Annotated in this window: 21 protein-coding genes, 1 tRNA gene, 3 pseudogenes and 1 riboswitch; of the genes and pseudogenes, 16 read left to right on the top strand and 9 right to left on the bottom strand. The window is 61.1% G+C overall.

The genetic code is table 11. From position 1 onward, the window contains the following. Nucleotides 1-166 precede the first annotated feature (166 nt). The 6 genes and pseudogenes from F6X42_RS20350 to F6X42_RS20325 form a co-directional block, all read left to right on the top strand. Entirely contained in the window at nt 167-1,825 is a 1,659-nt protein-coding gene (locus F6X42_RS20350) for an MFS transporter (RefSeq protein WP_187635935.1), read from the top strand. Between the two features lie 86 nt (nt 1,826-1,911). Beyond that, nucleotides 1,912-1,988: transfer RNA gene (locus tag F6X42_RS20345), tRNA-Met, on the top strand. A 165-nt stretch (nt 1,989-2,153) separates the two neighbouring features. Further along, a complete protein-coding gene (locus F6X42_RS20340) occupies nt 2,154-2,474 on the top strand; it encodes a DUF6538 domain-containing protein (protein ID WP_187635934.1) in 321 nt (106 codons plus the stop codon). Between the two features lie 41 nt (nt 2,475-2,515). Continuing rightward, the gene (locus F6X42_RS20335) at nt 2,516-3,085 is read left to right on the top strand and encodes a site-specific integrase (protein ID WP_187635933.1); all 570 of its coding nucleotides are present in this window, start codon (nt 2,516-2,518) and stop codon (nt 3,083-3,085) included. Nucleotides 3,086-3,141: 56 nt separating this feature from the next. After that, a pseudogene (locus tag F6X42_RS45600) lies at nt 3,142-3,315 on the top strand (IS630 family transposase); the annotation flags it as partial. A 37-nt stretch (nt 3,316-3,352) separates the two neighbouring features. After that, nucleotides 3,353-3,601, top strand: a pseudogene (locus F6X42_RS20325) (formaldehyde dehydrogenase, glutathione-independent); the annotation flags it as partial. A 279-nt stretch (nt 3,602-3,880) separates the two neighbouring features. On the opposite strand, the gene F6X42_RS20320 reads toward F6X42_RS20325, so the two are convergent. Both F6X42_RS20320 and F6X42_RS20315 read right to left on the bottom strand, forming a co-directional pair. Next, nucleotides 3,881-5,656: an SWIM zinc finger family protein gene (locus tag F6X42_RS20320; protein WP_187635995.1), complete on the bottom strand. Its 1,776-nt coding sequence runs from the start codon at nt 5,654-5,656 to the stop codon at nt 3,881-3,883. A 370-nt stretch (nt 5,657-6,026) separates the two neighbouring features. Further along, nucleotides 6,027-6,578 (bottom strand): hypothetical protein, encoded by a 552-nt coding sequence (locus tag F6X42_RS20315; protein WP_187635932.1) that lies wholly within the window; start codon nt 6,576-6,578, stop codon nt 6,027-6,029. A gap of 419 nt (nt 6,579-6,997) precedes the next feature. On the opposite strand from F6X42_RS20315, the gene F6X42_RS44115 reads away from it, so the two are divergent. Next, nucleotides 6,998-7,270: a hypothetical protein gene (locus tag F6X42_RS44115; protein ID WP_246530158.1), complete on the top strand. Its 273-nt coding sequence runs from the start codon at nt 6,998-7,000 to the stop codon at nt 7,268-7,270. Between the two features lie 458 nt (nt 7,271-7,728). On the opposite strand, the gene phaP is transcribed toward F6X42_RS44115, so the two are convergent. Then, nucleotides 7,729-8,301 carry a TIGR01841 family phasin gene (gene phaP / locus F6X42_RS20310; RefSeq protein ID WP_187635931.1) on the bottom strand — a complete coding sequence of 191 codons (573 nt, stop codon included), beginning with the start codon at nt 8,299-8,301 and terminating at the stop codon, nt 7,729-7,731. Nucleotides 8,302-9,083: 782 nt separating this feature from the next. Between phaP and F6X42_RS20305 the strand changes: the two genes are divergently transcribed. Continuing rightward, on the top strand, nt 9,084-9,347 hold the full coding sequence (locus F6X42_RS20305) for a helix-turn-helix domain-containing protein (RefSeq protein WP_187635930.1): 264 nt from the start codon (nt 9,084-9,086) through the stop codon (nt 9,345-9,347). 343 nt (nt 9,348-9,690) lie between these two features. Next, nucleotides 9,691-9,864, top strand: a pseudogene (locus tag F6X42_RS44110) (PRC-barrel domain-containing protein); the annotation flags it as partial. Between the two features lie 436 nt (nt 9,865-10,300). Here F6X42_RS44110 and F6X42_RS20300 read toward each other — a convergent pair. Next, the gene (locus F6X42_RS20300; RefSeq protein WP_187635929.1) at nt 10,301-10,729 is read right to left on the bottom strand and encodes a VOC family protein; all 429 of its coding nucleotides are present in this window, start codon (nt 10,727-10,729) and stop codon (nt 10,301-10,303) included. 377 nt (nt 10,730-11,106) lie between these two features. On the opposite strand from F6X42_RS20300, the gene F6X42_RS20295 reads away from it, so the two are divergent. Beyond that, nucleotides 11,107-11,415, top strand: a complete 309-nt coding sequence (locus F6X42_RS20295; protein WP_187635928.1) for an acylphosphatase — start codon at nt 11,107-11,109, stop codon at nt 11,413-11,415. Between the two features lie 357 nt (nt 11,416-11,772). On the opposite strand, the gene lhpH is transcribed toward F6X42_RS20295, so the two are convergent. The 5 genes from lhpH to F6X42_RS20270 all read right to left on the bottom strand — a co-directional run bounded on the left by lhpH (nt 11,773) and on the right by F6X42_RS20270 (nt 17,574). Then, entirely contained in the window at nt 11,773-12,780 is a 1,008-nt protein-coding gene (gene lhpH, locus F6X42_RS20290; protein WP_187635927.1) for a trans-3-hydroxy-L-proline dehydratase, read from the bottom strand. A gap of 78 nt (nt 12,781-12,858) precedes the next feature. Further along, complete coding sequence (gene lhpI / locus F6X42_RS20285) at nt 12,859-13,806, bottom strand: bifunctional Delta(1)-pyrroline-2-carboxylate/Delta(1)-piperideine-2-carboxylate reductase (RefSeq protein ID WP_187635926.1); 948 nt, start codon at nt 13,804-13,806, stop codon at nt 12,859-12,861. Nucleotides 13,807-13,859: 53 nt separating this feature from the next. Next, nucleotides 13,860-15,119 (bottom strand): metal-dependent hydrolase family protein, encoded by a 1,260-nt coding sequence (locus F6X42_RS20280; protein ID WP_187635925.1) that lies wholly within the window; start codon nt 15,117-15,119, stop codon nt 13,860-13,862. A 10-nt stretch (nt 15,120-15,129) separates the two neighbouring features. Further along, a complete protein-coding gene (locus F6X42_RS20275; RefSeq protein WP_246530157.1) occupies nt 15,130-16,425 on the bottom strand; it encodes an MFS transporter in 1,296 nt (431 codons plus the stop codon). Between the two features lie 150 nt (nt 16,426-16,575). After that, nucleotides 16,576-17,574, bottom strand: coding sequence for a LysR substrate-binding domain-containing protein (locus F6X42_RS20270; RefSeq protein WP_246530156.1), 999 nt, complete (start codon nt 17,572-17,574; stop codon nt 16,576-16,578). A gap of 241 nt (nt 17,575-17,815) precedes the next feature. After that, nucleotides 17,816-17,915: riboswitch (guanidine-I (ykkC/yxkD leader) on the top strand. A gap of 57 nt (nt 17,916-17,972) precedes the next feature. Between F6X42_RS20270 and F6X42_RS20265 the strand changes: the two genes are divergently transcribed. The 6 genes from F6X42_RS20265 (at nt 17,973) to uca (ending at nt 25,867) form a co-directional block, all read left to right on the top strand. After that, the gene (locus tag F6X42_RS20265) at nt 17,973-19,043 is read left to right on the top strand and encodes a putative urea ABC transporter substrate-binding protein (protein ID WP_187635924.1); all 1,071 of its coding nucleotides are present in this window, start codon (nt 17,973-17,975) and stop codon (nt 19,041-19,043) included. A 75-nt stretch (nt 19,044-19,118) separates the two neighbouring features. Beyond that, nucleotides 19,119-19,931 (top strand): ABC transporter permease, encoded by an 813-nt coding sequence (locus tag F6X42_RS20260; protein ID WP_187635923.1) that lies wholly within the window; start codon nt 19,119-19,121, stop codon nt 19,929-19,931. Then, a complete protein-coding gene (locus tag F6X42_RS20255; protein ID WP_187635922.1) occupies nt 19,928-20,719 on the top strand; it encodes an ABC transporter ATP-binding protein in 792 nt (263 codons plus the stop codon). The genes F6X42_RS20260 and F6X42_RS20255 overlap by 4 nt, the downstream gene beginning before the upstream one ends. A 13-nt stretch (nt 20,720-20,732) precedes the next feature. Then, nucleotides 20,733-21,437 (top strand): urea amidolyase associated protein UAAP1, encoded by a 705-nt coding sequence (locus tag F6X42_RS20250; RefSeq protein ID WP_187635921.1) that lies wholly within the window; start codon nt 20,733-20,735, stop codon nt 21,435-21,437. A 16-nt stretch (nt 21,438-21,453) separates the two neighbouring features. Then, complete coding sequence (locus tag F6X42_RS20245; RefSeq protein WP_187635920.1) at nt 21,454-22,095, top strand: urea amidolyase associated protein UAAP2; 642 nt, start codon at nt 21,454-21,456, stop codon at nt 22,093-22,095. Nucleotides 22,096-22,267: 172 nt separating this feature from the next. Further along, nucleotides 22,268-25,867: an urea carboxylase gene (gene uca / locus F6X42_RS20240; RefSeq protein WP_187635919.1), complete on the top strand. Its 3,600-nt coding sequence runs from the start codon at nt 22,268-22,270 to the stop codon at nt 25,865-25,867. The last annotated feature ends 16 nt before the right edge of the window (nt 25,868-25,883 follow it).

Here is a 25,883-nt window from a genome sequence, read left to right as displayed (position 1 = left end):
AACATCACTGCGGGTTAACGGAAATTGAGCGCTGATTCGTCGGTTTACCGGACTATTAGAAGTTCTGGCGTCGAGTCAGAACGCCGTAAGTTTCCGCTCCAATAATCGGTTGCATGGGAACGCCTGTGCCGGCGATCCGTGTATATCAATATTGGAGACGACATATATGGCTACCGTTGGCGGGCAAATGTCGCACGTGCCGATGACGCGCGATGAGAAGCGGGTGATCTTCGCATCGTCGCTGGGTACGGTTTTCGAGTGGTACGACTTTTATCTGGCCGGCTCGCTCGCGGCCTTCATCAGCAAGAGCTTCTTCTCCGGCGTCAATCCGACCGCAGCGTTCATCTTCACGCTGCTCAGTTTCGCGGCCGGCTTCGCGGTACGGCCGTTCGGCGCGATCGTGTTCGGGCGACTCGGCGATATGGTCGGGCGCAAGTACACGTTTCTCATCACGATCATCATCATGGGTCTGTCGACCTTCCTCGTCGGCTTCCTGCCGGGCTATGCGGCGATCGGCATCGCTTCGCCGGTGATCTTCATCGCGATGCGCCTGCTGCAGGGCCTCGCGCTCGGCGGTGAGTACGGCGGCGCCGCGACCTACGTGGCCGAACACGCGCCGGCGGGACGCCGCGGCTTCTACACCGCGTGGATCCAGACCACCGCCACGCTCGGCCTGTTCCTGTCGCTGCTCGTGATCCTCGGCGTGCGCACGACGATGGGCGAAGACGCGTTCGGGTCATGGGGCTGGCGCATTCCGTTCATCGCGTCGATCGTGCTGCTCGCGGTGTCGGTTTGGATCCGTCTGCAACTGCAGGAGTCGCCGGTGTTCGCGCGCATCAAGGCCGAGGGCAAGACCTCGAAAGCGCCGCTCTCCGAAGCGTTCGGGCAGTGGAAAAACCTGAAGGTCGTGATCCTCGCGCTGGTCGGCCTGACGGCCGGCCAGGCCGTGGTCTGGTACACGGGCCAGTTCTACGCGCTGTTCTTCCTCACGCAGACGCTGAAGGTCGGCGGCACCAGCGCCAACATCATGATCGCGCTCGCGCTGCTGATCGGCACGCCGTTCTTCCTGTTTTTCGGCTCGCTGTCGGATCGCATCGGCCGCAAGCCGATCATCATGGCCGGCCTGCTGATCGCCGCGCTGACGTACTTCCCGCTGTTCAAGGCGCTTACGCACTACACGAACCCGGCGCTCGAAGCCGCGACCGCGAAGTCGCCGATCGTCGTGATCGCGGATCCGGCCGAGTGCTCGTTCCAGTTCAACCCGGTGGGCACCGCGAAGTTCACGAGCTCGTGTGACATCGCGAAGGGCGCGCTGTCCCGAGCCGGCCTGAACTACGACAATGTCGCGGCGCCGGCCGGCACGATCGCGCAAATCCGCGTGGGCGATACGGTCGTCAACACCTTCGACGGCCGCGCCGCCGACGCGAAGGAGCAAGCCAAGACGTTCGACAAGACGCTCGCCGCCACGCTGAAGGCCGCCGGCTACCCACCGAAGGCCGATCCGGCGCAGATCAACTGGCCCATGAGCATCGTGATCCTGACGATCCTCGTGATCTACGTGACGATGGTCTACGGGCCGATCGCGGCGATGCTGGTCGAGATGTTCCCGACGCGCATCCGTTATACGTCGATGTCGCTGCCGTATCACATCGGCAATGGCTGGTTCGGCGGCTTCCTGCCAGCGACCGCGTTCGCGATCGTCGCGGCGAAGGGCAACATCTATTCGGGACTCTGGTATCCGATCGTGATCGCGTTGGTCACGTTCGTGATCGGTATGCTGTTCGTGCGGGAGACCAAGGACTCGGATATCTACGCGAAGGATTGAGTGGACGAACAGTCTGGGCTATCTGAAAAAGTCGTGCGCCTGGGGTTGACAGCCCTCGGCTGCGCCAGCATAATTTCGCTTCTTTCGGCGAATTAGCTCAGTCGGTTAGAGCGACGGAATCATAATCCGCAGGTCCGGGGTTCGAGTCCCTGATTCGCCACCAGCTTCAAGAAAAAGCCGCTGCCTCTCACGAAGCAGCGGCTTTTTTGTTCTGGAATGCCGGTAATGCACCGGAAACGGCGCATTACGCATCTAAAATTTCAGATGCCGCCGGTTTCCGGAGTCCGGGTGCTACACGCCTCTGTTACCTTCCTGAGGAGAGCACCCCATGAAACACCCCTACCTGACCACCCGCACCGATTCGACCCATTACTACTTCCGCCGCAAGGTGCCGCCCAAGTTGCGCGCCACGCTCGCGAAGACCGAAATCTGGCTGAGCCTGGAAACGCCGTGTCGCAACGAGGCCATCACCCGCCTGCCGATGGCCGCCCTGGCATATGAACAGCTCGTCGCCCCGGCGCGGGCCGCCGCAGCGACCGGCGACAGCTGGCTGCCGCACGGCCTGCGTGCGGCGGGCGACGACGAGACCACGTCGAAAAATTCAAGGCGCTCTTCCTCGAAAAGGACGACGTTGAGCACGGCCGCGTAAACACGATTCTGTCGCTGCTGTCGCCGCTCATCAGACTTGCCATGCGCAAAAAGCTGACGAAGTTGGCCACCAACCCCTTCAGCGGCATGAAATATCCCGAGAAGGTGGTCGAGCTCAACCGGAAGACCGTACGCACGGCCTTCACGATGGCCCAGGTGAACGAGGTCTTTGCCTCACCCGTATGGACACGAGGACACCGCCCGGAGAAGGGCGGCAGCGATGCCGCTTTCTGGGTGCCGCTTCTTGGCCTGCATACGGGTGCCCGGGTCGAAGACCTGTGCCGGCTCACGAGTGCCGATGTCGTGCAGCGCGATGGCGTATGGTGTTTTCACCTGCACGACTCCAAGCGTGAGAGTCGCGCCGGGTACCGGACTGTCATGCGCCACGTCCCGGCCCACCATAACCTGCTGCAACTTGGCTGGCTCGACTATGTCGAATCCCGCCGGTCAGCCGGCGGCTCTGCATGGCTCTTCCCCGACCTCGCGACCAACAAGTACGAGAAACGCGGCGCAGTGTTCAGCAACTGGTTCAACGAATACCTACGCACCCCCATCGGCATCCAGGAAGTAGCGAAACGTATAAACCCTGCTAGTGTTCCGTCCCAGAAATAACTTTGCATAAATCCAGATTGTTTCTATGATCGAGTCACGGTGTGTAGGAGGCGATCATGGGACGCAAAGGAATCGAGGTTGTCGTATCCGAGCTGGAGCGAGAACAATTGCAATCAATGAGCCGCTCGCGTTCACTGCCTCACTCTCTGGTCCGCCGGGCAAAGATTGTCTTGATGGCCGCTGACGGTCATACGAGTCAGGAAATCGCGACGCAGTGCGAAGTGACGCCGCCGGCGATCACGCACTGGAAGAAGCGGTTTGTCGCGCAGTCTTTCCGTTCGCTTTGGCCTTGGCTGGGCAAAATCGCACTCGTTCTTCACCGGCCAGACTCCAGTGATGAAGTACAACAAGAATCTCATGCAGGCGATTTTGTGGGACCGGTTGAATATTGCAGAAGTCGTCAATGTGACTGTCATCGAGCTCGACCAGGCTCCCAGTGGTTATGCCGAATTTGATTCTGGCGTACCCAAGAAGATTGTCATCGACCCACACGGTAGTCTGAGAACTGCGGCCTGACAGATTCTCGGAACGATGACCAGGAGAGGTCATCAGCGCCGAACTCTGCTCCAAGGGAAGTGCTTTCCAGCCGGTCGCAAGACCGGCCTTTTTAGCGTCTCGATGCCGCCGGCAAAGCTTTGCTCAGCGACGAAGCGGACAGTCCCACGCGCCCACGCGGGGCACGGCTGTTGACTGAGCATGGTTTTCAAAGAGCTGCCAATGTCCTATCGTTCCCATGCCATGAACTCCTCCATCCTCACCGCCGATGCGTCAGAGAAGCTGCTGCTTTAGCCGCAGCTAACCCATCGTCGCCAGCAGCTTCATGAAGTTGCGCTTCGCACGATATGTCTCGCGAATGGTCTGTAGTTCATCGTCAAACTGCGCATGCTCCTTCAGTTGTGCCCTTAGTCTTCCGATACTCCGCACGATGCCGAACGCCTCGTCATACCGGGCGTTCCGGGTTCCATTTTCGGCGGCGATGGGCAGCAGGCGGTGGTACAGCGCAATGGCATCATTCGGATGGGTCTTTGCGCGAATGGTTGCCATTGTTGCCCACAAGTGTGTCGCCACCGGACCGCCGCAGAACGTCTCCCAGGCAATATCGTGCTCGCGCCCGGCAAGAAAGATTTTGACAAGTTCGGTTCGCGTCGGCATCTGCCAGGAGCTGCGCTGCGCTTTGGTCGCGCCCTCTTCAGCACGAACAAGTTCCCACAAGTGATTAAGCGCGCGCTCGCGCGTCATATCATGCCGTCCGGTAGCCTTTGCGATATCCATCAAGGCGGCGAATGCTTCTGCGCCCGTGTGCATCCCGAAACGCTGCCACGCGAGCACATCAGCCCTTTCGAATTCGCCGCGCCGCAGGTGCTCCTGGATGCAGAAGTCAAGCAGACGCTGGTCCACGTTCTTGCCAGACTCTGTGAGGCCGCGTTCGGCCCACGCGAGTCCTTCGTCGCAGCGCCCGTGCTTCGCGCAAAGCTCTGCGACCAGCCAAAAACGGTAGGGACTCGACAGGTCCTTTGACCGGATGCGAACCAGTGCGTCCACATCGCCGTCGAGGTCCGCCAGCGCCTCCATCGCGCGTTCCAGTCGCATGCGAAGCGGTTCGAACGACCGGCGAAATTCATTGCTCGGCGCCAGTGCCGGCAGGCCGTCCCATCCGTTTTCTACAAGCATGCGGTACCGATGAATCCCAAGGTCGCCGAGCGGTTCGGCGTAAGCCGGCAACACATCGTAGAAGGTATCCCACACGCCGTCGGTCTGGAACCGGAACAGTCGCTCCGCGAGCTTCGTTGGGTCCGGTCGCGTCTGACGACATGCTTCGAGATGTACGGCGGCAAGCTCCATGATGGCCGGCATCACATCACCCCCGGAGTCATCAATCTGCTCGAGACTTGCTTCGGCGCCGGCAATCGCAAGCTCCGCAAGCTCGACCACCTGGGCGGCCTGACGATTGGCAAGCCGCTGCCGCAGCATGTCCGCGAGCGCCATCAAGCCGTCGCCGTACGCGCCGGCTTCGCGCCAGTCGAGCGGCCGCGAAATGCGCGTCGCCTGTCGTACCGCGGTCTTCATGCTCGGAAGGTCACTGGCGTTCGCCGCACGCGCCGCGAGCAACAGCCTGTCGCGCAGCGCCATGTCGCGCTCGACCGCTTCCAGCAAAAGTTCGCGCACGGCTTCCGCATTCAGCGTCGCAACATATTCACGAATCTGCTCCTCGTACGTCTTGCGCTTTTTACGAGGCTTTGCCGGCTCTGACTCATCGGCATGAAACACTTCCGCGCCGGTATTCTCGAGCCACGACAGGGCGACCGCGACCGCGTGCTTGCAGAAGATACCGTCCTCGCCGACCGGACAGTCGCATTCGTAGGTCAGCTCGCCGTCGCCGCCTACGCCAAGCTCGACGCTGTACCGGTGCGTGCCGCGTACGTTCGCGCGAAGGACACCATCGCGCTCTTCGAGGCGCGAGACGGCGCCCTCGTGGAAATACGCCTTGCCGCGCGCGAACGTTTTCGTGTCCGCGAGCGACTGGATTTCGGCGAGGCTAATGATGTCGTGAAGTGGTGATTGGCTGGACATGGCGTACGTTTGATATGCGAGAAGGAAGGATGCACAAGCCAATCGGCTGTGGCACGAATCCGCAAAACCAACGGCTACCCAAAGGCGCCCGTCGCATGAGAAATTCCCTGACTCTGCAAGAGGAATTTCGATTCCGGCAGGGACCAAGACGCGTCCGTCAGTACTACGTCTTTCCTTGAGCGATACGACAGATATAGGCAGTCGAGGAGTACTACCAGCACGGTTTGTCAGCGCCCCAAGCGTAGCGCTCCGTAGAGCAGCGGCGCGCACAATTCGGACCCTGTCGACGTCGACGAACGCAGCGCAATCACCGGCGACGTTGAGTCGGGTCAAGCGAACCGTTCATCCACCCTCACGTCGTCTCCACAACTTACGCGCCGGACTTCCACGGCCATGAGGGGTAGACTCGCCCGCTGCTTTCAACGCTCTCCCGTTGGTCCTCGGCTTGTCCGCCATTGCGCTCGACATCGCCAGCGCTCGGAGCCTCGGCCGCCTGCAAGCTCTCGAAACTGACATCGGTCGAATCAGCGCACACGTCCTCGCCAGCTTTCACCGACGGCAGGCCCACACCGAACCACCGGACGTCGCTACGCAACGCAGCGACGTACGCACGCCATCCGTTTGCGTTGTCGGCAAACAGCTTCCGTCGAACAGTGGAAGCAAGACGCTTGCGATTCAGCTTAGGCTCAAGCAGTTCCCGTGGCCATGCGAAGAAGGCGTCTGACACCCGCTGAACAAACTGCTCTGCTGTCATCCGCGGCGATACCTGTTCCAGGAGCGGGAAGCCTCCAAGCGGGTCGTGCGCTGCCGCCAATTCGCGTACGGTCTTGGGGCCATCGCCACATTTCAGGAGACGGTTCACGACCTCCAGTACGTCTCCAAGGTGAAGCAACAAGGCACGGCGCTCGAATGCATCATTCATCTGCCCATTTCTCTCTACGTGAGTCGAAGCACGATTCTAGCTTGCCTGTCGCGCAGCGCTGTGAGAGGCACGGTGTTCGCGGTGCTTCGAGCGGCAAAAGCCCAGACTCCTCCGCGGACCCGCCTGACAAAGCGTCCATCCTGTCGATTTATCAGCAACCCGGAACTGCCAGTGCATGGCGAGGCGACAGGAGTCGCCCTCAGGCAACGCGGGCGCGCGGATTTCGATGGTCAGGGACGAGCCGGACTGTGCCGTCGGTCGTCCGGTTCCTGGCAATTCTCTGAGGCCCACTCACCTCGAAATATCCGGTTTCAGAAATCACAAACCCCTGGTCAACATTGCGGGCGTCTGCGGCGTTAAGGAGATGAACGGTGCGAAACCGTCCCGTTACCCGAACGGAAAACCTGCTGGAGCGGAACATGAAAAACACGAACGAGCAGTCCCTGCGTTGTCAGGTCGAAAAGTGGCTCGCACCGGCTCCCACGATGCACGTTCATGTAACCAGATTCAGTCGCACCGCAGGGAATGGGAGACGCTACGTGTGCGTCGAAACGTCGTCACCAGCCGGAGCGCGGGCGTTGTTTTTCTTCAGGCACGATGACGGCAGGTGGAGCGTGTTCCCGCCCACTGCCGACAGGCGGAAGTCAACTACAGAGCACCCTCTGGTACAGGTGGCCGCCACCACCTTTTGATGACGGTCACGAGTTCGCCGCGCTCAATCGAGGCGCTCGGGATTCAATCTGGTTTCGGGCCGGTGCACGGCTATTGAGCCGCATTTTCGCAGGATGCGCGAAGTCCACGGACACGTGGGGCGCCACTGCACGGCGCGTCCGTCATCTCGGCACAAATCGAGCAAGTGTGAGCCGGGAAAGCAAGGCGACAGCTCACCCGCAACGGCCCCTTGAAGACACGGCTCCTTCATCAAAGCACATTGTTAATTGCGATTGGGCTAAGGCTTGCAACACTCACGCTCACTGAAGCAAATGCGCTCTTCGAATTTTGTCGGGGAAAGGACGATGGCAACTGGAACAGTGAGGCTGTTCCTCTAACCAGCAGCTAGACCGACGCGCACGGCTGCCAAGGCGCCACGCATTGCGTGTTCACCTTAGCTCGCCGCGCCGTGCGACCCCGGGTTCAACGTTCCTTAAAATTATTGCTTCGCCGCTTTTGCTGCTTTCTCGACTGCCTGGTCAGCCGCTTCGGTCACCTCCGATGCGGCTTTTGTTGCAGCGTCCAGGTTACTTTGCGCGACTTCGACTGCCTGCTTCGTGGCCTTTTGCACACTTTCCTGAGTGGCATTGGACAACGTAATAGCTTGTTTCAGAAATGCGATTGCGGCTTCGGAGCCAACCGGGGCGTTTTGCGCGAGATTCTCGACAAACGATTGAACCTGGCGGCTAACCTCCTGGTATCGCGCATTAACGACCTCTGCCAGCTGCGTTTGAGTGGTCGACGCAATCTCCGCAACCTGACGTTCGTACGTCAGAACCTTCTCCGCCGAGTGCAGCGTCAACGCGTCTTGCAGACTGGTAAGTTCCTGTCGGTCCTTTTTCGCCAGCCCGTCTTGCTCGCGTTGGTGCCAATTGGCAAGCGTCATTTTCGCCGTATCCAGATTCAGTCTGACGAGCTTTTCCTCGCCCTCCAGCATTTTGCTGGCCAGGCCGAAAAAGAAGTCAAGATTGGCTTGCTGCGTTGTAGCAGCCTGTCTCTGAAAATCAGTCATGTTCGCCTCCGGAAGATGTATGCCCAACGCCAGCATGTTCCGCAACGGTGACCAACTGATGAAGCGCGTCGCCTGGAAGCTCTCGGGTCGGCTGCATTTTCGACACCGGCTCCGCAGGCGTATTGGTCTCGGCCGCGAGCCCGCACAACGTCCTCAGCGCTGGGCTGCGTAAGGGTGCTCTGCGGACGTCGACAGATGCACGAGCTACAAACGACGAAAATTCAATTAGAGGACGGTAGCGGTCGGGGTGCCAATTGAATCTGCCTATCCGGGGCACCCTTGAAGAAGGATGTTTTTTCTCTCGCCAGCCACCTGCTGGATGCTTCTGCATCCTTGTTGCGATGGCGCTTTCGCCGGAGACCATCATCGCGATGTGTGACGAGGTCGTGGAACAGTACGCCGCTCTTTTCCACGCAAAGCAGATATTCGCCAGTGGAACTTCCGGACCCGCTGATGACCAAAGCCGGTGATGCACGGACAGGTGCCGCCCTTCGGGTAAGTTTTCCGACAGACCTACGTCTGCGAGCGTTGTCATTGCGCTGCTACTTCACTCGAAGAAAGCGGCGGACTAACTTCTGGCCCTGTACGGGATAGGGAAAACGGCATCCGTGTCGATTACACCGGGCATTTAAAGCGTTAACTCAAACCGGGGCAGACGCGCCGCAACGGGCGTTCAGGCGCATTGAAGTTCACGCGAACGACATGCCAGCCCGGTTGACGGCGTTCGACTTCAAGCCTCAACATCGAAGTCGTGTCATGAGTTACACGGAGCATTGCACGTCATGAATCGTCGTCTGAATTTAGATGCACATCTGCTAGGCATTCTCAAACACAACGGCTCCAGGCGGGCCTTCGCAGCAAGACTGGACATGACCATCAAGCGCGCCAAGGTGACCTCCGGTCGAGTGGCCAGGTCACTCGGCGTACCAGAACGCGAGGTGACCCTTTGGCGCGCCGGAGTTACCGTTCCGAAGAGTACCGATTGTGCGCGCCTTTCTGAACTTCTCGACGTGGACGTCGTCTGGCTATGCGCAGGCCAAGCGTAAGCGACAGCATGTCATGCAGTTCTCATCGGACAGGGCCTCGCACGCGGTTCGGCTTGTCGCCACTCACCGGCACCTCGGTCGGGTCACGTGTCTGGCTCCTGCCATTGACCGGCAGCGCGGTGCGCACGTCATCCCACGGACAGACATTGTTCATCACCGGTACTGCAGACGGCTGCAGACCTGCCGGCCAAGCTTGCCCTGTGACCCTGGACTCCGACCGTCTCGCACGAGCCGGCTGCCGTCACGGTCACGGCAGCAGTCGCCGCATGTCGGGCACAAAAAGGGCTTCCGCCGTGGCATGCGCGTTGCGCGCGTCCGTGCATCAACTGTTCAGGAGACGACCATGACAATCCACGACCCCAAAATACCGTCGCGGACGGGCGGTTCCGGTGCGAACATCGTCGGCGGTGGAGTGGGTGCAGGGCCGGGGCCGGAGGTGATGGCTGCGTCGACTCTGGATGGCAACAAGGTGGTCTCTTCGGACGGAGCAGAGATTGGCCAAATATCCGACATCATGCCGCACAGGCAGGCCCAGTACATCGGGCGTTGCCTCGGTCACGGAGGAAACTATGACGAATCATCGAAAGAAACAGACGCGCGACGTAGGCCGCACCGACGATAAAGATGAGCGACCGCGACCACGAAATGCCCCGCACACCTCCGGCTCGCCGGCGCCTGACACCACGGCCCACATCCTGCAGTCAGAGGACGATGAACTGTTCGATGAAGATGCGCCAAACCAGAAGCGACGCTGCGGAAGTCGTGGTAAGACAAGCGGCTCGTACGCGACGGCTCTGTAACTGGCATGTGGGCCGCCTCGGCGTATGGACCATTTGCAACACATCGGCGTACTGGCCGGCCATCGGGTTCTGCGGCCAGTAATTGCTCGCCCGGCAGGACCACAGTCCGGACACTACCCCCTGTCAGGGCACATTTTTTGTGTCAGGTCGATGCTACTTTGCTTCTCGCATCCCCGGGGTGAAAGTGATACCCAGCAGTAATCCTTCCGGTGAGATGAAACGACTGACTGTCTGCCCCCAAGGTTCTTTCCTGGACTTGACGAGCATTCGATATCCTCGCGACTCAAGCTCCGTTGTTGCTTTCTCGACGTTCTCCACATCGAACTCGAGCCAGGCTTGTGGAACAAGAATGTCGTCGGGCCAGACCTCCTTGCCAAAGCAGGACTGGGCTGCCTGAGAGAGAGGCCAGAGGGCAAAGCTTTTCGCGCCATCGAGAGCCTCCGTATGGAGATAACTGCCGCCCTCCACTTTGAAGGGGATGCCAAGATGCTCGCCGTAGAGCTTGCGGCTTGCCCACGCATCACGGACGATTGGACCAAAGCCCGCGACGAACAGAATTTCGATGCTTCCGGTTCGTTCCATGGCAGCTCCTCTTCCAACAATTTACAGAGTCCCCGGTGGGGAGGTTGACCCAACTTGTATCAGCGCCCCGGTCTTGAGCACGCGGTATGCTTCCTCTTCAACCCAGCAGCCGAAGCGGACGCGGAATATTCAGGCTTCATCGACCAGTAGTACGGTCGACCATCCAGGCACCTTACTTAAACTGGCAGCGCAATTGTTCAACGCAGCAATACGCATACCATGAGCCTGGTCGGCATCGCCGGACGCGATTTCCGGACAGCGGGTTCCTAGGTATCTCCAAGGAAAGGCTGCGGGAGAAAATGAGCAAGTATGCGACTAGAACGGACCCCGCTTCATTGAAAGTCGAAGCTGCGCCAGCACTTGAAAGGGCTACACGCATGGAACCTGCCAACGACGATGAGATTCTTGAAACACGGCTCGTGCAGGTGCGCGGCCAGGTGCAGGGCATCGGTTATCGGGAAGCCTGCGTACGCCAGGCCCAGGCAGTGGGCATCACCGGCTGGGTTCGGAACCGCATGGACGGTTCCGTGGAGGTGATGCTGCAGGGTTCACCGGAACAGCTTGACAACATGTGTGCATGGCTAAGCGAAGGCATGTCCGCAGCGCTGGTCGACGAGCTTGAGGTGGCCGAACTGCAGCCGCCATTTGCTCGCTTTGACCGCTTTGAGCGATTGCCCACGTTGTAGTGGCGAGAGAGTCTCGCGAGATTGTTCGACGCTGTGTACGCCGAGTTCTACAGCTGCCCGCCGCTGCTACGCCCCACTTCCTGCGGCGGTCGGACTGTGGCCTACGTTGGTCGCAAGAATCGGCATGAAAACAAGGTTCTGACCAGTGCATCTTATCGGTTGCAAGTCAGCTCGGCACTCTTTCCGTCGAGATGACTCGGGTTGCGCTACAGACGGGTTGCTCGTCACCCGCGCGCCCTCATCCGCGAAGGCTCCGAAACGAGATGCGGAGCCGGCGTCGGCGTCCTGAGAAAGCGGTCATTGGGGCATCGAAGTGTAAGCATTGCTCGTGTCAGTTGCACAAGCATTGCAATCTGTCTATCGAACCAGGAACCCGTAAGTCAGAGGGTCACGCTCGTCCACAATCCAATTCGCAAAGCCGCAAACGAAAGCGTTGCCTTCTACCTCGGGGATGACTGCCCTGAAATCGCCCACCGTCGTCTCGCTCAGCACCCGTCCTTTGAATACCGTGCCGATGATGGACTCGTTCACGAGCGTGTCGCCCTTTCCCAACTTACCGCGCAGATATAGCTGAGCGACGCGTCCGCCGGTACCTGAGCCGGTCGGTGAACGGTCCACTTCGCGGTCGGCGAATACGCAGCAGTTGGCTTGCGTGGAACCCTCGTGCCGCGGTGCGTTAGCGATAATGGTTCCGTAGATATGGTTGATTTCAGGGATATCAGGGTGCACGACCGGGAACGCCTTGTTCGCAGCTTCCTTTACTTCCCCACCAAAACGGATGAGTTCATCCACCGACGATTCACGAACTTCGAGTCCATGTGGCTGACCATCGGTGTAAAAGTAGAATGCGCCGCCGAACGCAATATCGCCAGTCACCGAACCAAACGACGGCGTCTCGACCGTCACGTCCTGTTTCCAGATGAAGGACGGCACATTAACGAAACGGACATTGCCCGCGTGTTCGCCGTCCCACTGCACGAATGCCTCGATGAATCCGCACGGCGCATCGATACCGACGCGTGTCTCGGGCACCTGACGTCGCACCCAGCCAAGCTCCACCGCCGCCGTCGACAGCGCGATGACACCGTGGCCGCAATGGTCGCTATAACCTTCGTTGTGAACAAAGATGATGCCGAAATCAGCGTTCGGGCTAACCGGCTCCGTCAGATAGCCGCCGTACATATCGGCATGCCCACGCGGTTCGAACATCAGGGCCCGGCGGATATCGTCGGCGTTTTCCTTCAGCCATGCACGTCGCTTGACGATAGTGTCGCCAGGCAGGCGCGGCAAGCCACTGGTAACGATGCGGAATGCTTCACCGCCGGTGTGGACTTCAACAGTCGAGATGGTGCGTGTGATTTTCATGTCTGCTTCAGTGAAGTCGGTGGGTATCCTGCTTTTACTCGCCGTACGGAACCGGCAAGCAATTTAAATCGGCGCTTCTTATACGTCAGCGCCGACTTGACAGGCGTTTGCGTCGAGCGCTTTACGTGCTACGCGGCACGCGGCCAGGTCCCACGCAGCGCAGCCAACGCTCTTGAACAGAATCGGCGCACCCGGCTTCAGCTCGCCGGCCAGTGCCTTGGCAAGCGGAGAAACTGAGGTCCAGTCGACCTTGGCCTGGATAAGGTCACCCGCTTCATGCTTTGCGCCGACGGGGTCGTCTACGACCACGCAACTTCCGCCGACGGTTTCCTTGCCGATTTCCGCTGCGTCTGCCGTGAAAGCGCCGACCCCGACGACGAGACGGCCGGGTCGCGCCGGCAACGTGTAGACCGGAGACTTGCTGGTTGTCAAAGTGATGACGACTTCAATGCTCTCGGGAATCACATCGCCATCAAGGACAGACAGGTTCGGTGCTACCGACCGGCTCCGGGCCACGAAGGCCTCCGCTGCTGCCGGCGAGGTGCCCTTTGCGAACAGTTTGGCTTCCGGGAAGGAGGCCGCGAGAGCTTCCGCGTGGTTGGCCGCCTGTTTCCCAGTGCCGATGATGAGAATTTCACACGGAGCCATGTCATGCAGGGTCTGGATGCCCAGCACAGAGACCGCTGCCGTTCGCCGCCCGGTCACGGTCGGCCCGTCGAGCACGAACAACATTTCCCCAGTGTGCGCGTCGCATGCGATGACCTGACCATGGATGGTCGGAAGCTGGCGCTTCCCATTCGAAGGACACACGGTCACTAACTTATGGATGGCGATGTCTTTGGCACTAGCAGGCATCGATAACATCAGGCCGCCGTCTTGCATCGGAATGGCCAGCCGCTCAGGACTCACGATGTGTCCCGCGCCGTATTCGATGATGGTCTCCCGAAGAACGCGCACCAGCGAGGGATAGTCCAGCAGTGCAGCTGTTGCGTGGGCGTCGAAACTTCGGGTGCTGAGAGAGGTCATGTTCGGTTTCGCCTTTGGAGGGGTGGGCGCGACCCGTGGCGCGCGCCAGCAGTTCACTCTGCGATGGGTTCGAGCAGTCGGCCGGCTTCCTTCATACACACCCCAGCCTTGATGACCACGGGGATGTGTTCGCCTTGCCCTAGCAGAAGGGAAATGTCCTCAATCGGGTCACCGTCGACCACGATGAGGTCAGCCACGGCTCCGACGGCGACCGTTCCCCGCACGCCTGCTTCACCCGTGATTTCGGCGGCAACGCAGGTTGCCGACCGGATGGCCTCAACGTTGCCGACGATTTCTGCCCGAACCGCGAACTCGTCGGACTGGAAGGCGTGCAGCTCGCCCAGCATGTCCGAGCCGAACCCGACCTTCACGCCTTCGCGCGCCATCAGCGCAAGTGCCTGCCGGCCGACGGAGCGCGCTCCCTCAATCTTTGCGAGCGATTCAACGGGGAAACCAAGCGCGGGACCTTGTTCAATGAGACGGTCGAGAGTAGCGATTGTGGGCACAACCGCTACGCCGCGCTCCGCCAGCAGACGGGCAGTCTCCTCGTCGATGAGGTTTCCGTGCTCGATACATTTCACCCCGCACTCGACGGCGCGCCGGACGGCACGAGCGGTGTAGGCGTGCGCCATCACGTAAGTCCCGGCCGCCGCCGCTTCCTGAACCGCGGCACGGATTTCATCTTCCGAATACTGGGTGTTCGTGATGGGGTCGTTGGGCGAAGCGACACCGCCCGACGCCATTATCTTGATTTGGGAGGCACCTTTGAGGAGTTCTTCGCGTACTGCCAGGCGCATCGCCTCGACACCATCGACCACCCGGGCAATCGCTCCCTGACGTCCCAGGCACCCGCAGGCATCGTCAAGCTTGTCATTGCGCTGACGGAAGTCGCCGTGCCCACCGGTCTGCGATAACGCCTTGCCCGAAGACAGGATGCGCGGGCCCCAAAGCACGCCGCTGTTGACAGCATCGCACATTGCAAAGTCAGCGCCACCTGCATCACGAACGGTGGTGAACCCGCGATTCAGCATGCCGCGCAGGATGGGCAACGTTTTAAGCGCAGCCAGAAAGTTTGGCATCATCGCGTTAGCGCCCAGATTCGCATTCGACGCGACAACGTGGACATGCAGGTCGATGAAACCCGGCAAAACGGTGCGCCCGGGGAGGCTCATTCTGCGGGCACCGACAAACGACGACGGTATCTGTCCTATTGCCGCAATCTTCCCGTCGGCGATGCAGACATTGACGTTTGTCTGGCGTTTCTTCGTTGCGGGGTCGAAAACATTCACCCCTTCGATTACCAACATGCTCATGTGAAATTCCTCAAGCCTGGGATGGCTTTGTCAGCAAGATGCCGAGCAGGCTAACCACCGCGGCGAAGATGATGTAATAAGACGCAGACTCGGCGTCACCCGTGTGTTGGGTGAGCCAGGTGATGATGAAACCGGCAAAGCCACCGAAGATGGTCACTGCGCCGTTGTAGGCCAAAGACAGTCCGGTCGCACGGACGCGGCTCGGGAACATTTCCGTGAAGAGAGCCAGAATCGGGCCGGTGTATGCAGCAATCAGTACGCCGAAAATCGCCTGGAAGGTCAGCAGCGTGGCAAAGTCGGGCGATTTAATCAGATGCGAGAACAGTGGATAGCTGGCAACCAGAATAACGAGCGCAGCAACCGACAGGACCCTCCGCTTGCCGACCTTATCCGACAGTGCCCCGAACACGGGCGCCATGACCATCAGCACGACACCGCTGACGACGCCCGACGTGAAGCCCTCACGCTGGGTCATGTGCAGATACTTCACAACATAAGTCGGGATGTAGAACAGGATGACGTACGTGCAGACGGTCCACAGTACGACCATCAGCAGACTGGAGAGCACCTGGCGGGGATACTCGCGGATGACGTCACGCAGCGGCGTGTTGGTGTGGCGCTTCTCCGATACGAACTCGGGCGTTTCCTCGATTTTCAGCCGAATGTAGTATCCAACCGGAGCCACCAGCATGCCGATGAAAAACGGAATACGCCATCCCCATGCGGTCAGCGAATCAGCCGACATGCTCGACGTGATGAGCGTGCCGGTAAGGCTGCCGATGACCACGGCGAAACCGATACTCGTCTGAATCCAGCTCGAATAGAAAGCACGACGTTTAGCTGGAGCATGCTCGGTAAGGAACGCGGTAGCGCCGCCCATTTCACCGCCGGCGGATAGCCCCTGCAGCAATCGCGCGACGACGATAAGACACGGCGCGGCGATGCCGATAGATTGGTACGTAGGGGCGAAAGCAATGATGCCCGAGCCGAGCGCCATGATGAGCATGGCGAGCGACAGCGCCCGCTTGCGACCCACCCTGTCGCCGTAGATGCCGAACGCGATGCCGCCGAGCGGTCGCATCACGAAACCAACGCCGAAAGTTGCCAGTGATAGCAGCAGCGACGTTGTCTCGTTGCCTGCGGGGAAAAATAACTTGCCGATGGTTGCTGCGAAGAACGCGTACCCGGAAAAATCGAACCACTCCAGGCCGCTGCCAATGACAGTCGCGAAAATCGCCTTCCGGCGCGTCACTGTCCTTATGGGCGGCTCGCCCACCAGCATGCCGCTTGATGCACTCGTTGCCATATAGACCTCTCTCAATTGTCGATTAGCGAGATGAGCGTTCGCGGTTCGTCACGCAATCAATGTAATTTTTGGCGTGACGACCGCATAACGCTAAATTCGCAAACGCGCTTGCAAAAAACGCAACCGCATCGAGAGGCTTGAACGGAGACGTCAGGGTGTGAGTGTCTGACCGATTACCCATTCACGGAAACGACGTGTGGCAGGTGTTTCCGCACGCTCTGATGGCCAGGTGACAAAGTATGAGCCGCCCATGGTGGCGTGAGAGTCCGATGCCCTGACGAGTGCGCCGTGCTCAAGGAGCGGGTCAATGACCCGGTTCCAACCGAGCGCGACGCCCTTGCCATGCGTCGCGAGCTGCACGATGAGTGGGTAGCTGTTGACAATGATGGTTTGATTGAGCGCTGGTCGTTCAAGCCCCGCCTGTTCGAACCAGGTGTGCCAGGACATCCAGCTACGTTCCGCGTCCTCCAGAACAAGCAGCGTGCAGGACAGTAGTTCCACTGGCTTCAGCTTGCGCCCATCAAGATAGGTCGGCGAACAAACGGGAAACACCTCTTCGTCGAAGAGCTTCCGTGTATGCGTTCCGGGAACCTCGGGGTCGCGCAGATAAAAAATACCTACGTCGTATTCCGCTGGCGAGACGGCTCCAAAGTGGTCCCGCACAATGATGCGCAGGTCCACATCGGGATTTGCGTCGATAAACGAGCCGATTCTGGGCGCGAGCCAGAATACCGAGATGCCAGCTGTGCAGGACACCGTGAGGCGAGACCTGACAACGCGAGCCATCAGACTCGACGTAGCGCTAGTGCACAGCTCCAACATGCGCCGCACATCCACCGCATACGTTTCCCCTGCTGGCGTGAGCCTTAGGGTGTTGTGCTCCCGCACGAACAGCCGGCGCCCCAGGAATTCTTCGAGTTGAGATATCTGGCGGCTCACAGCACTGGTGGATAGGTGCAGTTCCTGCCCCGCACGAGTGAAGCTCAGATAACGGGCGCTAGCTTCGAATGCTTGCAGACATGCGAGTGGAGGCAACGGAGAGAGAGCCATGGCGTGCGGCGAGCTATCCAGTAGAGCAACAGGATAGCCCGAGGATCGCAGCCCAGCAGCAACTGAAGGACGAATCTCACGCGATATCGTTCGAACCATGCGGTTCGCTGCAGCCCAGGATGCCTTTTGTCCCGCAGAAACTCGGCGACGTTCAATTCCCCTCCGCCCGAATCAAGTGCACACCCTGACATACATCAGTGCACACCTTCCCCACCCTAGGGCAAAACTTCCCTTTCGCCACACAAAGCCACGACCAGCCCAAGAGATCCGGGCTGGCACACTTCCCGCTTTAAAGAGCGCGCAAGGAGCCGGCGCAACCTCCGGTTCGACAAACAATCTGGAAATGGACGGCTAGGGTTCCGGCCTGCTTCACGCAGGTGCTGGTCCGAGAGCTGTCGACCTCAGGCGAGGTTACACGGCGGGATAAAAGCCCGGGAGAGAACGCGATGTTTGCGCTGCTCCCTGCCGTCGCTAACCGTCCCCTCCGAGGTCAACCCATGTTCAAGCTCGCTCGCTGTCTTGGCATCGCCGCCGTCTCCCTCGCCACCTTCGCCTCGAGCCCCACGTTCGCCGCGGGCCGCAACGACTTCAAGGTCTGCTGGACCATCTACGCCGGCTGGATGCCGTGGGGTGAGGCGAAAACCCAGGGCATCGTGTCTAAATGGGCCAAGAAATACGGCATCAACGTCGATGTCGTGCAGCTGAACGACTATGTCGAGTCCATCAATCAGTACACGGCCGGCAAGTTCGATGGCTGCGCGATGACCAACATGGATGCGCTCACGATTCCCGCCTCTGGCGGCGTGGATTCGACGGCCCTGATCGTCAGCGACTATTCGAACGGCAACGACGGCGTGCTGATAAAGGGCAAGGGCAAGCAGATCGCCGACCTGAAAGGACAGCAGGTCAATCTCGTGCAGTTCTCCGTCTCCCATTACCTGCTCGCACGCGCGCTCGAAAGCGCGCATATGAGCGAGCGCGACCTCAAGGTCGTGAACACCTCGGATGCCGACATCTCCGGCGCATTCGCGACCCCCACGGTTCACAACGCCGTCACCTGGAATCCGATGCTCGCCGACCTGAAGTCGCAGCCGAACGTCAGCGAAGTGTTCGACTCCAGCAAGATTCCCGGCGAAATCATGGACATGATGGTCGTCAACACGAAAACGTTGCACGAGAACCCCGCCCTCGGCAAAGCGCTGACCGGCGCATGGTTCGAAATGGTCGCGCTGATGCACACCGACTCCGCGGCCAGCACGTCCGCGCTGACTGCAATGGCGAAGGCCTCGGGCACCGACCTCGCCAACTTCAAGGGCCAACTGTCGACGACCGCCCTCTTCTATTCGCCGCAAGCCGCGCTCGACTTCGTCACGAGCGCCGACATGTCGAAGATCATGACGCGCGTCGCGAAGTTCTCTTTCGATCACGGCCTGCTCGGCCAGGACGCGAAAAGCGCAGACGCGGTCGGCATGGCGTTCGACAAGGGCATCGTGGTCGGCAACAGGAGCAACGTCAAGCTGCGCTTCGATCCGACCTACGTCGCGATGGCGGCCGCGGGCAAGCTCTGAGACGGACCTTCCAGGCACTCGCCGCGGGCTCGCTATCGCGGGCTCGCATCCCAGCTTTCCAACCAGGCGCTCACCATGCGACTCATCAATCGACATCCGAGCCGGATCGGCGGCTTGATGCTGCTCCTGCTGCCGTTCGTCGTGCTGTTCGCGGTCTACTTCACCGGGTCCTCGATGCGGCTCTCGCTCAATCCCGATGACAAGCTGCTGCCGAGCGCGGCGCAAATGAGCGACGCGGTGAAGTTGGCCGCGTTCACCGAGGACAAGCGCACCGGCGAGTATCTGTTGTGGACCGACACGCTGTCGAGCTTGCGGCGGCTCGGCATCGGCCTCGTCGTCAGTGCCGTGATCGCACTGGTAGCCGCGATCACGACCGGTTCGTTGCCGCTCGTCAGCGCGACGCTCTCCCCGTTCATCACCGTGATCTCGATGGTGCCGCCGCTGGCGGTGCTGCCGATCCTGTTCATCGTGTTCGGGCTCGATGAGTTGTCGAAGGTCGTGCTGATCGTCGTCGGCATCACGCCGGTGATCATTCGCGATCTGCATGCCCGCGCCCGCGAGATTCCGGTCGAGCTGTGGGTCAAGGCCCAGACGCTCGGTGCCACCAGTTGGACCCTGATTCTGCGTCTGGTCCTGCCGCAACTGCTGCCGCGTCTGCTGGTGGCGACGCGTCTGTCTCTCGGCGCGGCCTGGCTCTTTCTGATCGCCGCCGAAGCGATCGCGTCGACCGACGGCCTCGGCTATCGCATCTTCCTCGTGCGCCGCTATCTGTCGATGGATCTGATCCTGCCGTACGTCGCGTGGATCACGCTGCTCGCATGGCTCACCGACCAACTGCTACACCGGATCACGCAGTGGTGCTTCCCCTGGTACGGAGGCGCACGATGATCGAAGTCCGCAACGTCTGGAAAGAGTACGGCGACCAGGTCGTGCTCGAGCGTTTGAATCTGACCGTCAAGGAAGGTGAGTTCTGTTCGATGGTCGGCGCATCGGGCTGCGGCAAGTCGACGTTTCTGCGGCTGCTGCTAGGCCAGGAACGCGTGACGCGCGGCGAGATCCTGCTGGACGGCAAGCCGCTGCCCGCCGAACCGGACAGACATCGCGGCGTCGTGTTTCAACGCTACTCCGTGTTCGACCATCTGAGCGTGCTGCGCAACGTGATGTTGGGGCTCGAGCTTCCACGAGCGAAGGTCACCGGCCGGCTATTCGGTGCCCGTCGGCGCGTGGCGCAAGACGAGGCAGCGGCCATGCTCGAACGGGTCGGGTTGGGCGCTGCGTTGAACAAGTTTCCGCAGCAGTTGTCGGGCGGCATGCAGCAACGCCTCGCGATCGCGCAGGCGCTGATGATGAAGCCTCGCGTGCTGCTGCTCGACGAACCGTTCGGCGCGCTCGACCCCGGCATTCGCAAGGACATGCACGAGCTGCTCTCCGACCTGTGGCACGAATCGAAGCTCACGATCTTCATGGTCACGCATGACCTGAAAGAAGGCTTCACGTTGGGAAGCCGCGTGCTGGTTTTCGACAAGGTGCGCGTCGACCCGCAAGCGCCGGGTGCCTATGGCGCGCGCATCACCTACAACATTCCGCTCGACCGCAGCCGCGATTCCGTGTCCGCCGTGCATATCGCTGAGGCGGCCGTGCGAGGCGCATCGCATTTCGAGCTGGTCTCCGACTGAAGGAACTCAGGTTATGACATTACTGCTTGAAGAAACCGTCCCGGGCGGCGGTCATACGTCGCTGATCGTCAAGCGCGGTCGATCACTGCGCATTACCGACCTGCGCGGCGGCGCGAACGTCAGCGTGATGATGGTCAACGCGACGGAGAAAGGCGAGCGTCTCAATCTGCCGGATTCGTTGAAGTGCCAGCACACGGCCAGGCTCACCGCGGGTCACTGCCTGTACTCCGACATGGGCCGCGTGCTTGCCGCGATCGTCGCGGATACCTGCGGCTGGCACGACAGCATCGGCGGTGTGTCGAACGCCGACGAGGTTCGCGAACGATACGGCGCGGGCCGCTACCAGGAACTGCGCAACGCGTTCTATCGCAACGGCACGGACAACCTGCTCGTCGAAATGGGCAAGTGGGGGCTCGGCATCACCGACCTGCTGATGACGCTGAATCTGTTCAGCCGTGTCGATGTCAGCGACGACGGATCGCTCAACTTTGTTCGGGGCAACTCGCAGGCCAACGACTACGTCGAGCTCTACGCGCCGATGAACACGCTCGTCGTGCTCACCGCGATCCAGCACCCGCTCGACCCGAACCCCGAATACGCGCCCCGGCCCGTCAAGCTCGAGTTGAGCGACGCGCGGCCCGAGGTCGCCGAAGTTTGCCGCACCGCATGCGAAGAGAACGCACGCGGTTTCATCAACACAGAACGCTTCTTTCTTTGAGCGAAGGCCCACGCTTATGACCAGCACGCTTATCGTCAGCGACAAACGTCCGGAAACCGCGGTCTATCGCGAGACACTCGCCGCGGGCGAGCCGTGGCTTCACGAGGTAAAGGCCGGGCAAACACTGCGCATCGTCGATCTCGAAGGCAACCAGGCGGTCGACACGTTGTTCTACAGCCTCGCCGATCCGCGCGAGCGCTTCGACCCGCAACGCACGTTGCGCCGGCAAAAGAGCCTGTACCTGACGTCGAGCTCCGTGCTGTACTCGAACCTCGGCAATCCGATGCTGACGATCGTGGCCGACACGTGCGGCCGCCACGATACGCTCGGCGGCGCGTGCGCGCAGGAAAGCAACACGGTGCGCTACGCACTGGAGAAGCGCTACATGCACAGCTGCCGAGACAACTTCCTGCGTGCCTGCGCTCATGACGGCCGCCTGTCGAAGCAGGACATCGGCGCGAACGTCAACTTCTTCATGAACGTGCCGGTGACGGCCGAAGGTGGGCTCACCTTCGAAGACGGCATTTCCGCGCCGGGCAAGTACGTCGAACTGCGCGCCGAGATGGACGTCATCGTGCTGATCTCCAACTGCCCGCAGCTGAACAATCCGTGCAACGCCTACAACCCGACGCCCGCGGAGCTGCTGATATGGAACTGAAGCGCATCCGCCACTGGTTGTTTCTCATCATGCTGGTTCGCTCGGGACGCTACTTCACCAGTACGCGCGAAGAACTGACCCAGACAGATCGCTGACGCGACTTCGGCCGTGGACGACCACGGCCGGCCATTCCCACGGCGGGACGGCCCGCCTCCGAATCAACACACCTTCCATGTTCGAGAAGATTCTGATCGCTAATCGCGGCGCTATCGCGTGCCGCATTCTCAGGACGTTGCGCGAACTCGACGTCACCGGCGTCGCCATCTATGCGGAAGCCGACCGAGCGAGCCGCCACGTCAGCGAAGCGCCCGCAGCACATGCGCTAGGCGATGGTCCAGCCGCGCTGACATATCTCGACGTGGACAAAATCCTCGCGATTGCGCGTCGCGAAGGCGTGCAGGCGATCCATCCTGGCTACGGCTTCTTATCGGAGAACGCGGCGTTCGGCGAAGCCTGCGAAGCGGCCGGCATCGCGTTCATCGGACCGACACCTGCGCAGCTTCGCGCGTTCGGCCTCAAGCACACGGCCCGCGAAATCGCGGCCAACGAAGGCGTGCCGATGCTCGAAGGCACCGGGCTGCTCGCGGACTTGCCGGCGGCGCTCGCGGCCGCGCAGAACATCGGCTATCCGGTGATGTTGAAAAGCACCGCGGGCGGCGGCGGCATCGGCATGCGGGTGTGCTGGAACGCCGACGAGCTCGGCGCCCATTTCGACGCGGTCAAGCGCCTCGGCGAAAACAATTTCAGCGATGCCGGCGTGTTTCTGGAGAAGTACATCGAACGGGCGCGGCATCTGGAAGTGCAGGTATTCGGCGATGGCAAAGGCGCTGCGCTCGCGCTCGGCGTGCGCGACTGCTCGGTGCAGCGGCGCAATCAGAAGGTGCTCGAGGAAACCCCCGCGCCCTGCCTGCCGGATGGTATTCAGGCCGCGTTGTGCGAGGCCGCGGTCAAGCTCGCGAAGGCCGTCGATTATCGCTCCGCCGGCACCGTCGAGTTCGTGTACGACAGTGCCGCCGAACAGTTCTACTTCCTCGAAGTCAATACCCGTCTGCAGGTCGAGCACGGCGTAACCGAACAGGTGTGGGGCGTCGACCTCGTGCGCTGGATGATCGAACTCGCGGCCGGCACGCTCGCGCCGCTACAGGAACTGGCGGCGGGTCTAACGCCGCGCGGACACGCGATCCAGGCGCGACTCTACGCGGAGGACCCTGGGCGTGACTTCAAACCGAGTCCGGGTCTGCTGACCGATGTCGCGTTCCCGCACGCGGACGGCCGCGCGCTGCGCATCGATACATGGATCGAGACCGGTTGCGAAGTGCCACCGTACTTCGACCCGATGCTCGCGAAAGTGATCGCCTGGTCGCCGACTCGCGATGAAGCGCGCCATGCGCTCGACGATGCGCTGCGCAACACCCGGCTCTACGGCGTCGAGACGAATCGCGACTATCTGCGCCAGATTCTGCGCGACCGGCCGTTTGCGTCGGGCGAACCGTGGACTCGATGTCTCGAAGGGCTCAGGTATCGGGCCAGTACGGTCGAAGTCGTCAGCGGCGGCACGCAGACGACGGTGCAGGACTATCCCGGCCGCCTGGGCTACTGGGCAGTCGGCATCCCGCCGTCGGGGCCGATGGATGACCGGACGATGCGGCTCGGCAATCGCCTGCTCGGCAATGCGGCCGATGCCGCCGCTCTCGAAGTCACGATGAGCGGACCGACACTGCGCTTCAACACAGATGCAGTGGTCGCCATCACGGGCGCGGAGATTCCTGTGCTGCTCGACGATGTCTCGCAGCCACTGAATACGAGCATTCATGTACCGGCGGGTGCGACGCTCGCGCTCGGCACGATACGCGGCGCGGGCGCGCGCGTTTATCTATGCGTGCGCGGCGGCTTCGACGTCGCGCTCTACCTCGGCAGCCGCAGCACCTTTACGCTCGGCCAGTTCGGCGGCCATGGCGGCCGCGCGATCCGCGCCGGCGACGTGCTCCATCTTTATCCGCTCGACGACGCGCAGGCCGGCGCGGCGCTCGTCAACGCGCCGAGGCTCGACGGCGTGCGCACTCTGCGCGTGATCTATGGCCCGCACGGTGCACCGGAATACTTCAGCGCCCGCTATATCGCTCAGTTCCTCGACACCGAGTGGGAGGTTCACTTCAACTCCAGCCGTACCGGCGTGCGCCTGATCGGACCGAAACCCGAGTGGGCGCGCGAGGACGGCGGCGAGGCCGGACTGCATCCGTCGAACATTCACGACAATCCGTACGCGGTCGGCGCCGTCGACTTCACCGGCGACATGCCCGTGATTCTCGGACCCGACGGCCCGAGTCTCGGCGGCTTCGTCTGTCCGGTGACGATCATCGAGGCGGACCTCTGGCAGATCGGGCAGCTGAAAGCGGGCGACAAGATCCGTTTCGCTCCGGTCGAAGTCGAGGAAGCGCGTGAGGCTGCGCACGAGCGTCGCCGGGAGCTGGAGAGCCTCGACATTGCACCGAGCGCGCCGAGCGAAAGAAGAACCTCGCTAACGTCGCCGATCGTGCTCGATACCGGCGCGGACCGCGAAAGACTCGTCGCGCGTGTATCGGGCGACACGCATCTGCTGCTCGAAATCGGGCCAGCGGAACTCGATCTCGTTGCGCGGTTTCGCGGACATGCGCTGATGCAGTCTCTTGAGGCGATGCATCTGAATGGCGTCATCGATCTCACGCCGGGCATCCGTTCGCTGCAGATCCACTACCGGCCGGAAGAATTGCCGCTCGCCAGGTTGCTCGACATCGTCGCGCGGGCGTGGGACGAGGTCTTGCTGCACAAGGACCTGCGTGTGCCATCGCGAATCGTTCATTTGCCGCTGTCGTGGGATGACCCCGCGTGCCAGCTCGCGATCGAGAAATACATGACCACCGTGCGCAAGGATGCACCGTGGTGTCCGAGCAACCTCGAATTCATTCGCCGCATCAACGACCTCGACTCCATCGACGCGGTTAGGCAGATCGTCTTCGATGCGAGCTATCTCGTGATGGGACTCGGCGACGTGTACCTTGGCGCACCGGTCGCGACGCCGCTCGATCCTCGTCACCGACTCGTCACGACGAAATACAACCCGGCGCGTACGTGGACCGCGGAGAACTCGGTCGGCATCGGCGGCGCGTATCTGTGCGTATATGGCATGGAAGGACCAGGCGGCTATCAATTCGTCGGCCGCACGTTGCAGATGTGGAATCGCTACCGCGAAGTCGCGGATTTCGCCGGGCAGCATTATTTGCTGCGCTTCTTCGACCAGATTCGCTTCTACGAAGTGTCGGCCGACGAACTGTTGCGCATTCGCGCGGACTTCCCGCTTGGGCGTTATCCGTTGCGGATTGAAGAGTCCGAGCTTTCGATGCCGGACTATCAGGCGTTCCTCGCCAGCGAATCCGTCAGCATCGAGCAGTTCCGTTCTCGGCAGCAGTCGGCCTTCCAGGCGGAGCGCGAGCGATGGCGTGAAGCAGGCACCTCGGAAGACACGATCGAGACGCCGGTCGCCGAAGACACTCAGTTAGCTCCGCTGAAAAACGGCGAAGTCGCCGTGGACAGCGAGATTGCCGGCAGCCTCTGGCAAGTCAAGATGAAAACCGGCGACGCGGTCGACGCAGGCGACGTGCTGCTCGTCATCGAGTCGATGAAGATGGAGATCTCGGTGTGCGCGCCGTGCGCCGGAACCGTCGGCGAGATCCACGTGGCGCCGGGTTCGCCCGTGCGCGCGGGGCAACGCGTTGCGGTCGTCGAACGTCACTAAATACCTGGAAGGAAAA

This window comes from Paraburkholderia podalyriae, from assembly GCF_014397785.1.
GTDB lineage: Bacteria > Pseudomonadota > Gammaproteobacteria > Burkholderiales > Burkholderiaceae > Paraburkholderia > Paraburkholderia podalyriae.
Note: the sequence above shows the minus strand (reverse complement) of the source record. Positions and strands in the feature narration are given on the sequence as shown.

Excerpts from the sequence above, each read along its gene's own strand:
- F6X42_RS20350 (WP_187635935.1), top strand. The coding sequence starts at position 167 with ATGGCTACCGTTGGCGGGCAAATGTCGCACGTGCCGATGACGCGCGAT.
- F6X42_RS20340 (WP_187635934.1), top strand. The coding sequence starts at position 2,154 with ATGAAACACCCCTACCTGACCACCCGCACCGATTCGACCCATTACTAC.
- F6X42_RS20335 (WP_187635933.1), top strand. The coding sequence starts at position 2,516 with ATGCGCAAAAAGCTGACGAAGTTGGCCACCAACCCCTTCAGCGGCATG.
- F6X42_RS20320 (WP_187635995.1), bottom strand. The coding sequence starts at position 5,656 with ATGTCCAGCCAATCACCACTTCACGACATCATTAGCCTCGCCGAAATC.
- F6X42_RS20315 (WP_187635932.1), bottom strand. The coding sequence starts at position 6,578 with ATGAATGATGCATTCGAGCGCCGTGCCTTGTTGCTTCACCTTGGAGAC.
- F6X42_RS44115 (WP_246530158.1), top strand. The coding sequence starts at position 6,998 with ATGAAAAACACGAACGAGCAGTCCCTGCGTTGTCAGGTCGAAAAGTGG.
- phaP (WP_187635931.1), bottom strand. The coding sequence starts at position 8,301 with ATGACTGATTTTCAGAGACAGGCTGCTACAACGCAGCAAGCCAATCTT.
- F6X42_RS20305 (WP_187635930.1), top strand. The coding sequence starts at position 9,084 with ATGAATCGTCGTCTGAATTTAGATGCACATCTGCTAGGCATTCTCAAA.
- F6X42_RS20300 (WP_187635929.1), bottom strand. The coding sequence starts at position 10,729 with ATGGAACGAACCGGAAGCATCGAAATTCTGTTCGTCGCGGGCTTTGGT.
- F6X42_RS20295 (WP_187635928.1), top strand. The coding sequence starts at position 11,107 with ATGGAACCTGCCAACGACGATGAGATTCTTGAAACACGGCTCGTGCAG.
- lhpH (WP_187635927.1), bottom strand. The coding sequence starts at position 12,780 with ATGAAAATCACACGCACCATCTCGACTGTTGAAGTCCACACCGGCGGT.
- lhpI (WP_187635926.1), bottom strand. The coding sequence starts at position 13,806 with ATGACCTCTCTCAGCACCCGAAGTTTCGACGCCCACGCAACAGCTGCA.
- F6X42_RS20280 (WP_187635925.1), bottom strand. The coding sequence starts at position 15,119 with ATGAGCATGTTGGTAATCGAAGGGGTGAATGTTTTCGACCCCGCAACG.
- F6X42_RS20275 (WP_246530157.1), bottom strand. The coding sequence starts at position 16,425 with ATGGCAACGAGTGCATCAAGCGGCATGCTGGTGGGCGAGCCGCCCATA.
- F6X42_RS20270 (WP_246530156.1), bottom strand. The coding sequence starts at position 17,574 with ATGGTTCGAACGATATCGCGTGAGATTCGTCCTTCAGTTGCTGCTGGG.
- F6X42_RS20265 (WP_187635924.1), top strand. The coding sequence starts at position 17,973 with ATGTTCAAGCTCGCTCGCTGTCTTGGCATCGCCGCCGTCTCCCTCGCC.
- F6X42_RS20260 (WP_187635923.1), top strand. The coding sequence starts at position 19,119 with ATGCGACTCATCAATCGACATCCGAGCCGGATCGGCGGCTTGATGCTG.
- F6X42_RS20255 (WP_187635922.1), top strand. The coding sequence starts at position 19,928 with ATGATCGAAGTCCGCAACGTCTGGAAAGAGTACGGCGACCAGGTCGTG.
- F6X42_RS20250 (WP_187635921.1), top strand. The coding sequence starts at position 20,733 with ATGACATTACTGCTTGAAGAAACCGTCCCGGGCGGCGGTCATACGTCG.
- F6X42_RS20245 (WP_187635920.1), top strand. The coding sequence starts at position 21,454 with ATGACCAGCACGCTTATCGTCAGCGACAAACGTCCGGAAACCGCGGTC.
- uca (WP_187635919.1), top strand. The coding sequence starts at position 22,268 with ATGTTCGAGAAGATTCTGATCGCTAATCGCGGCGCTATCGCGTGCCGC.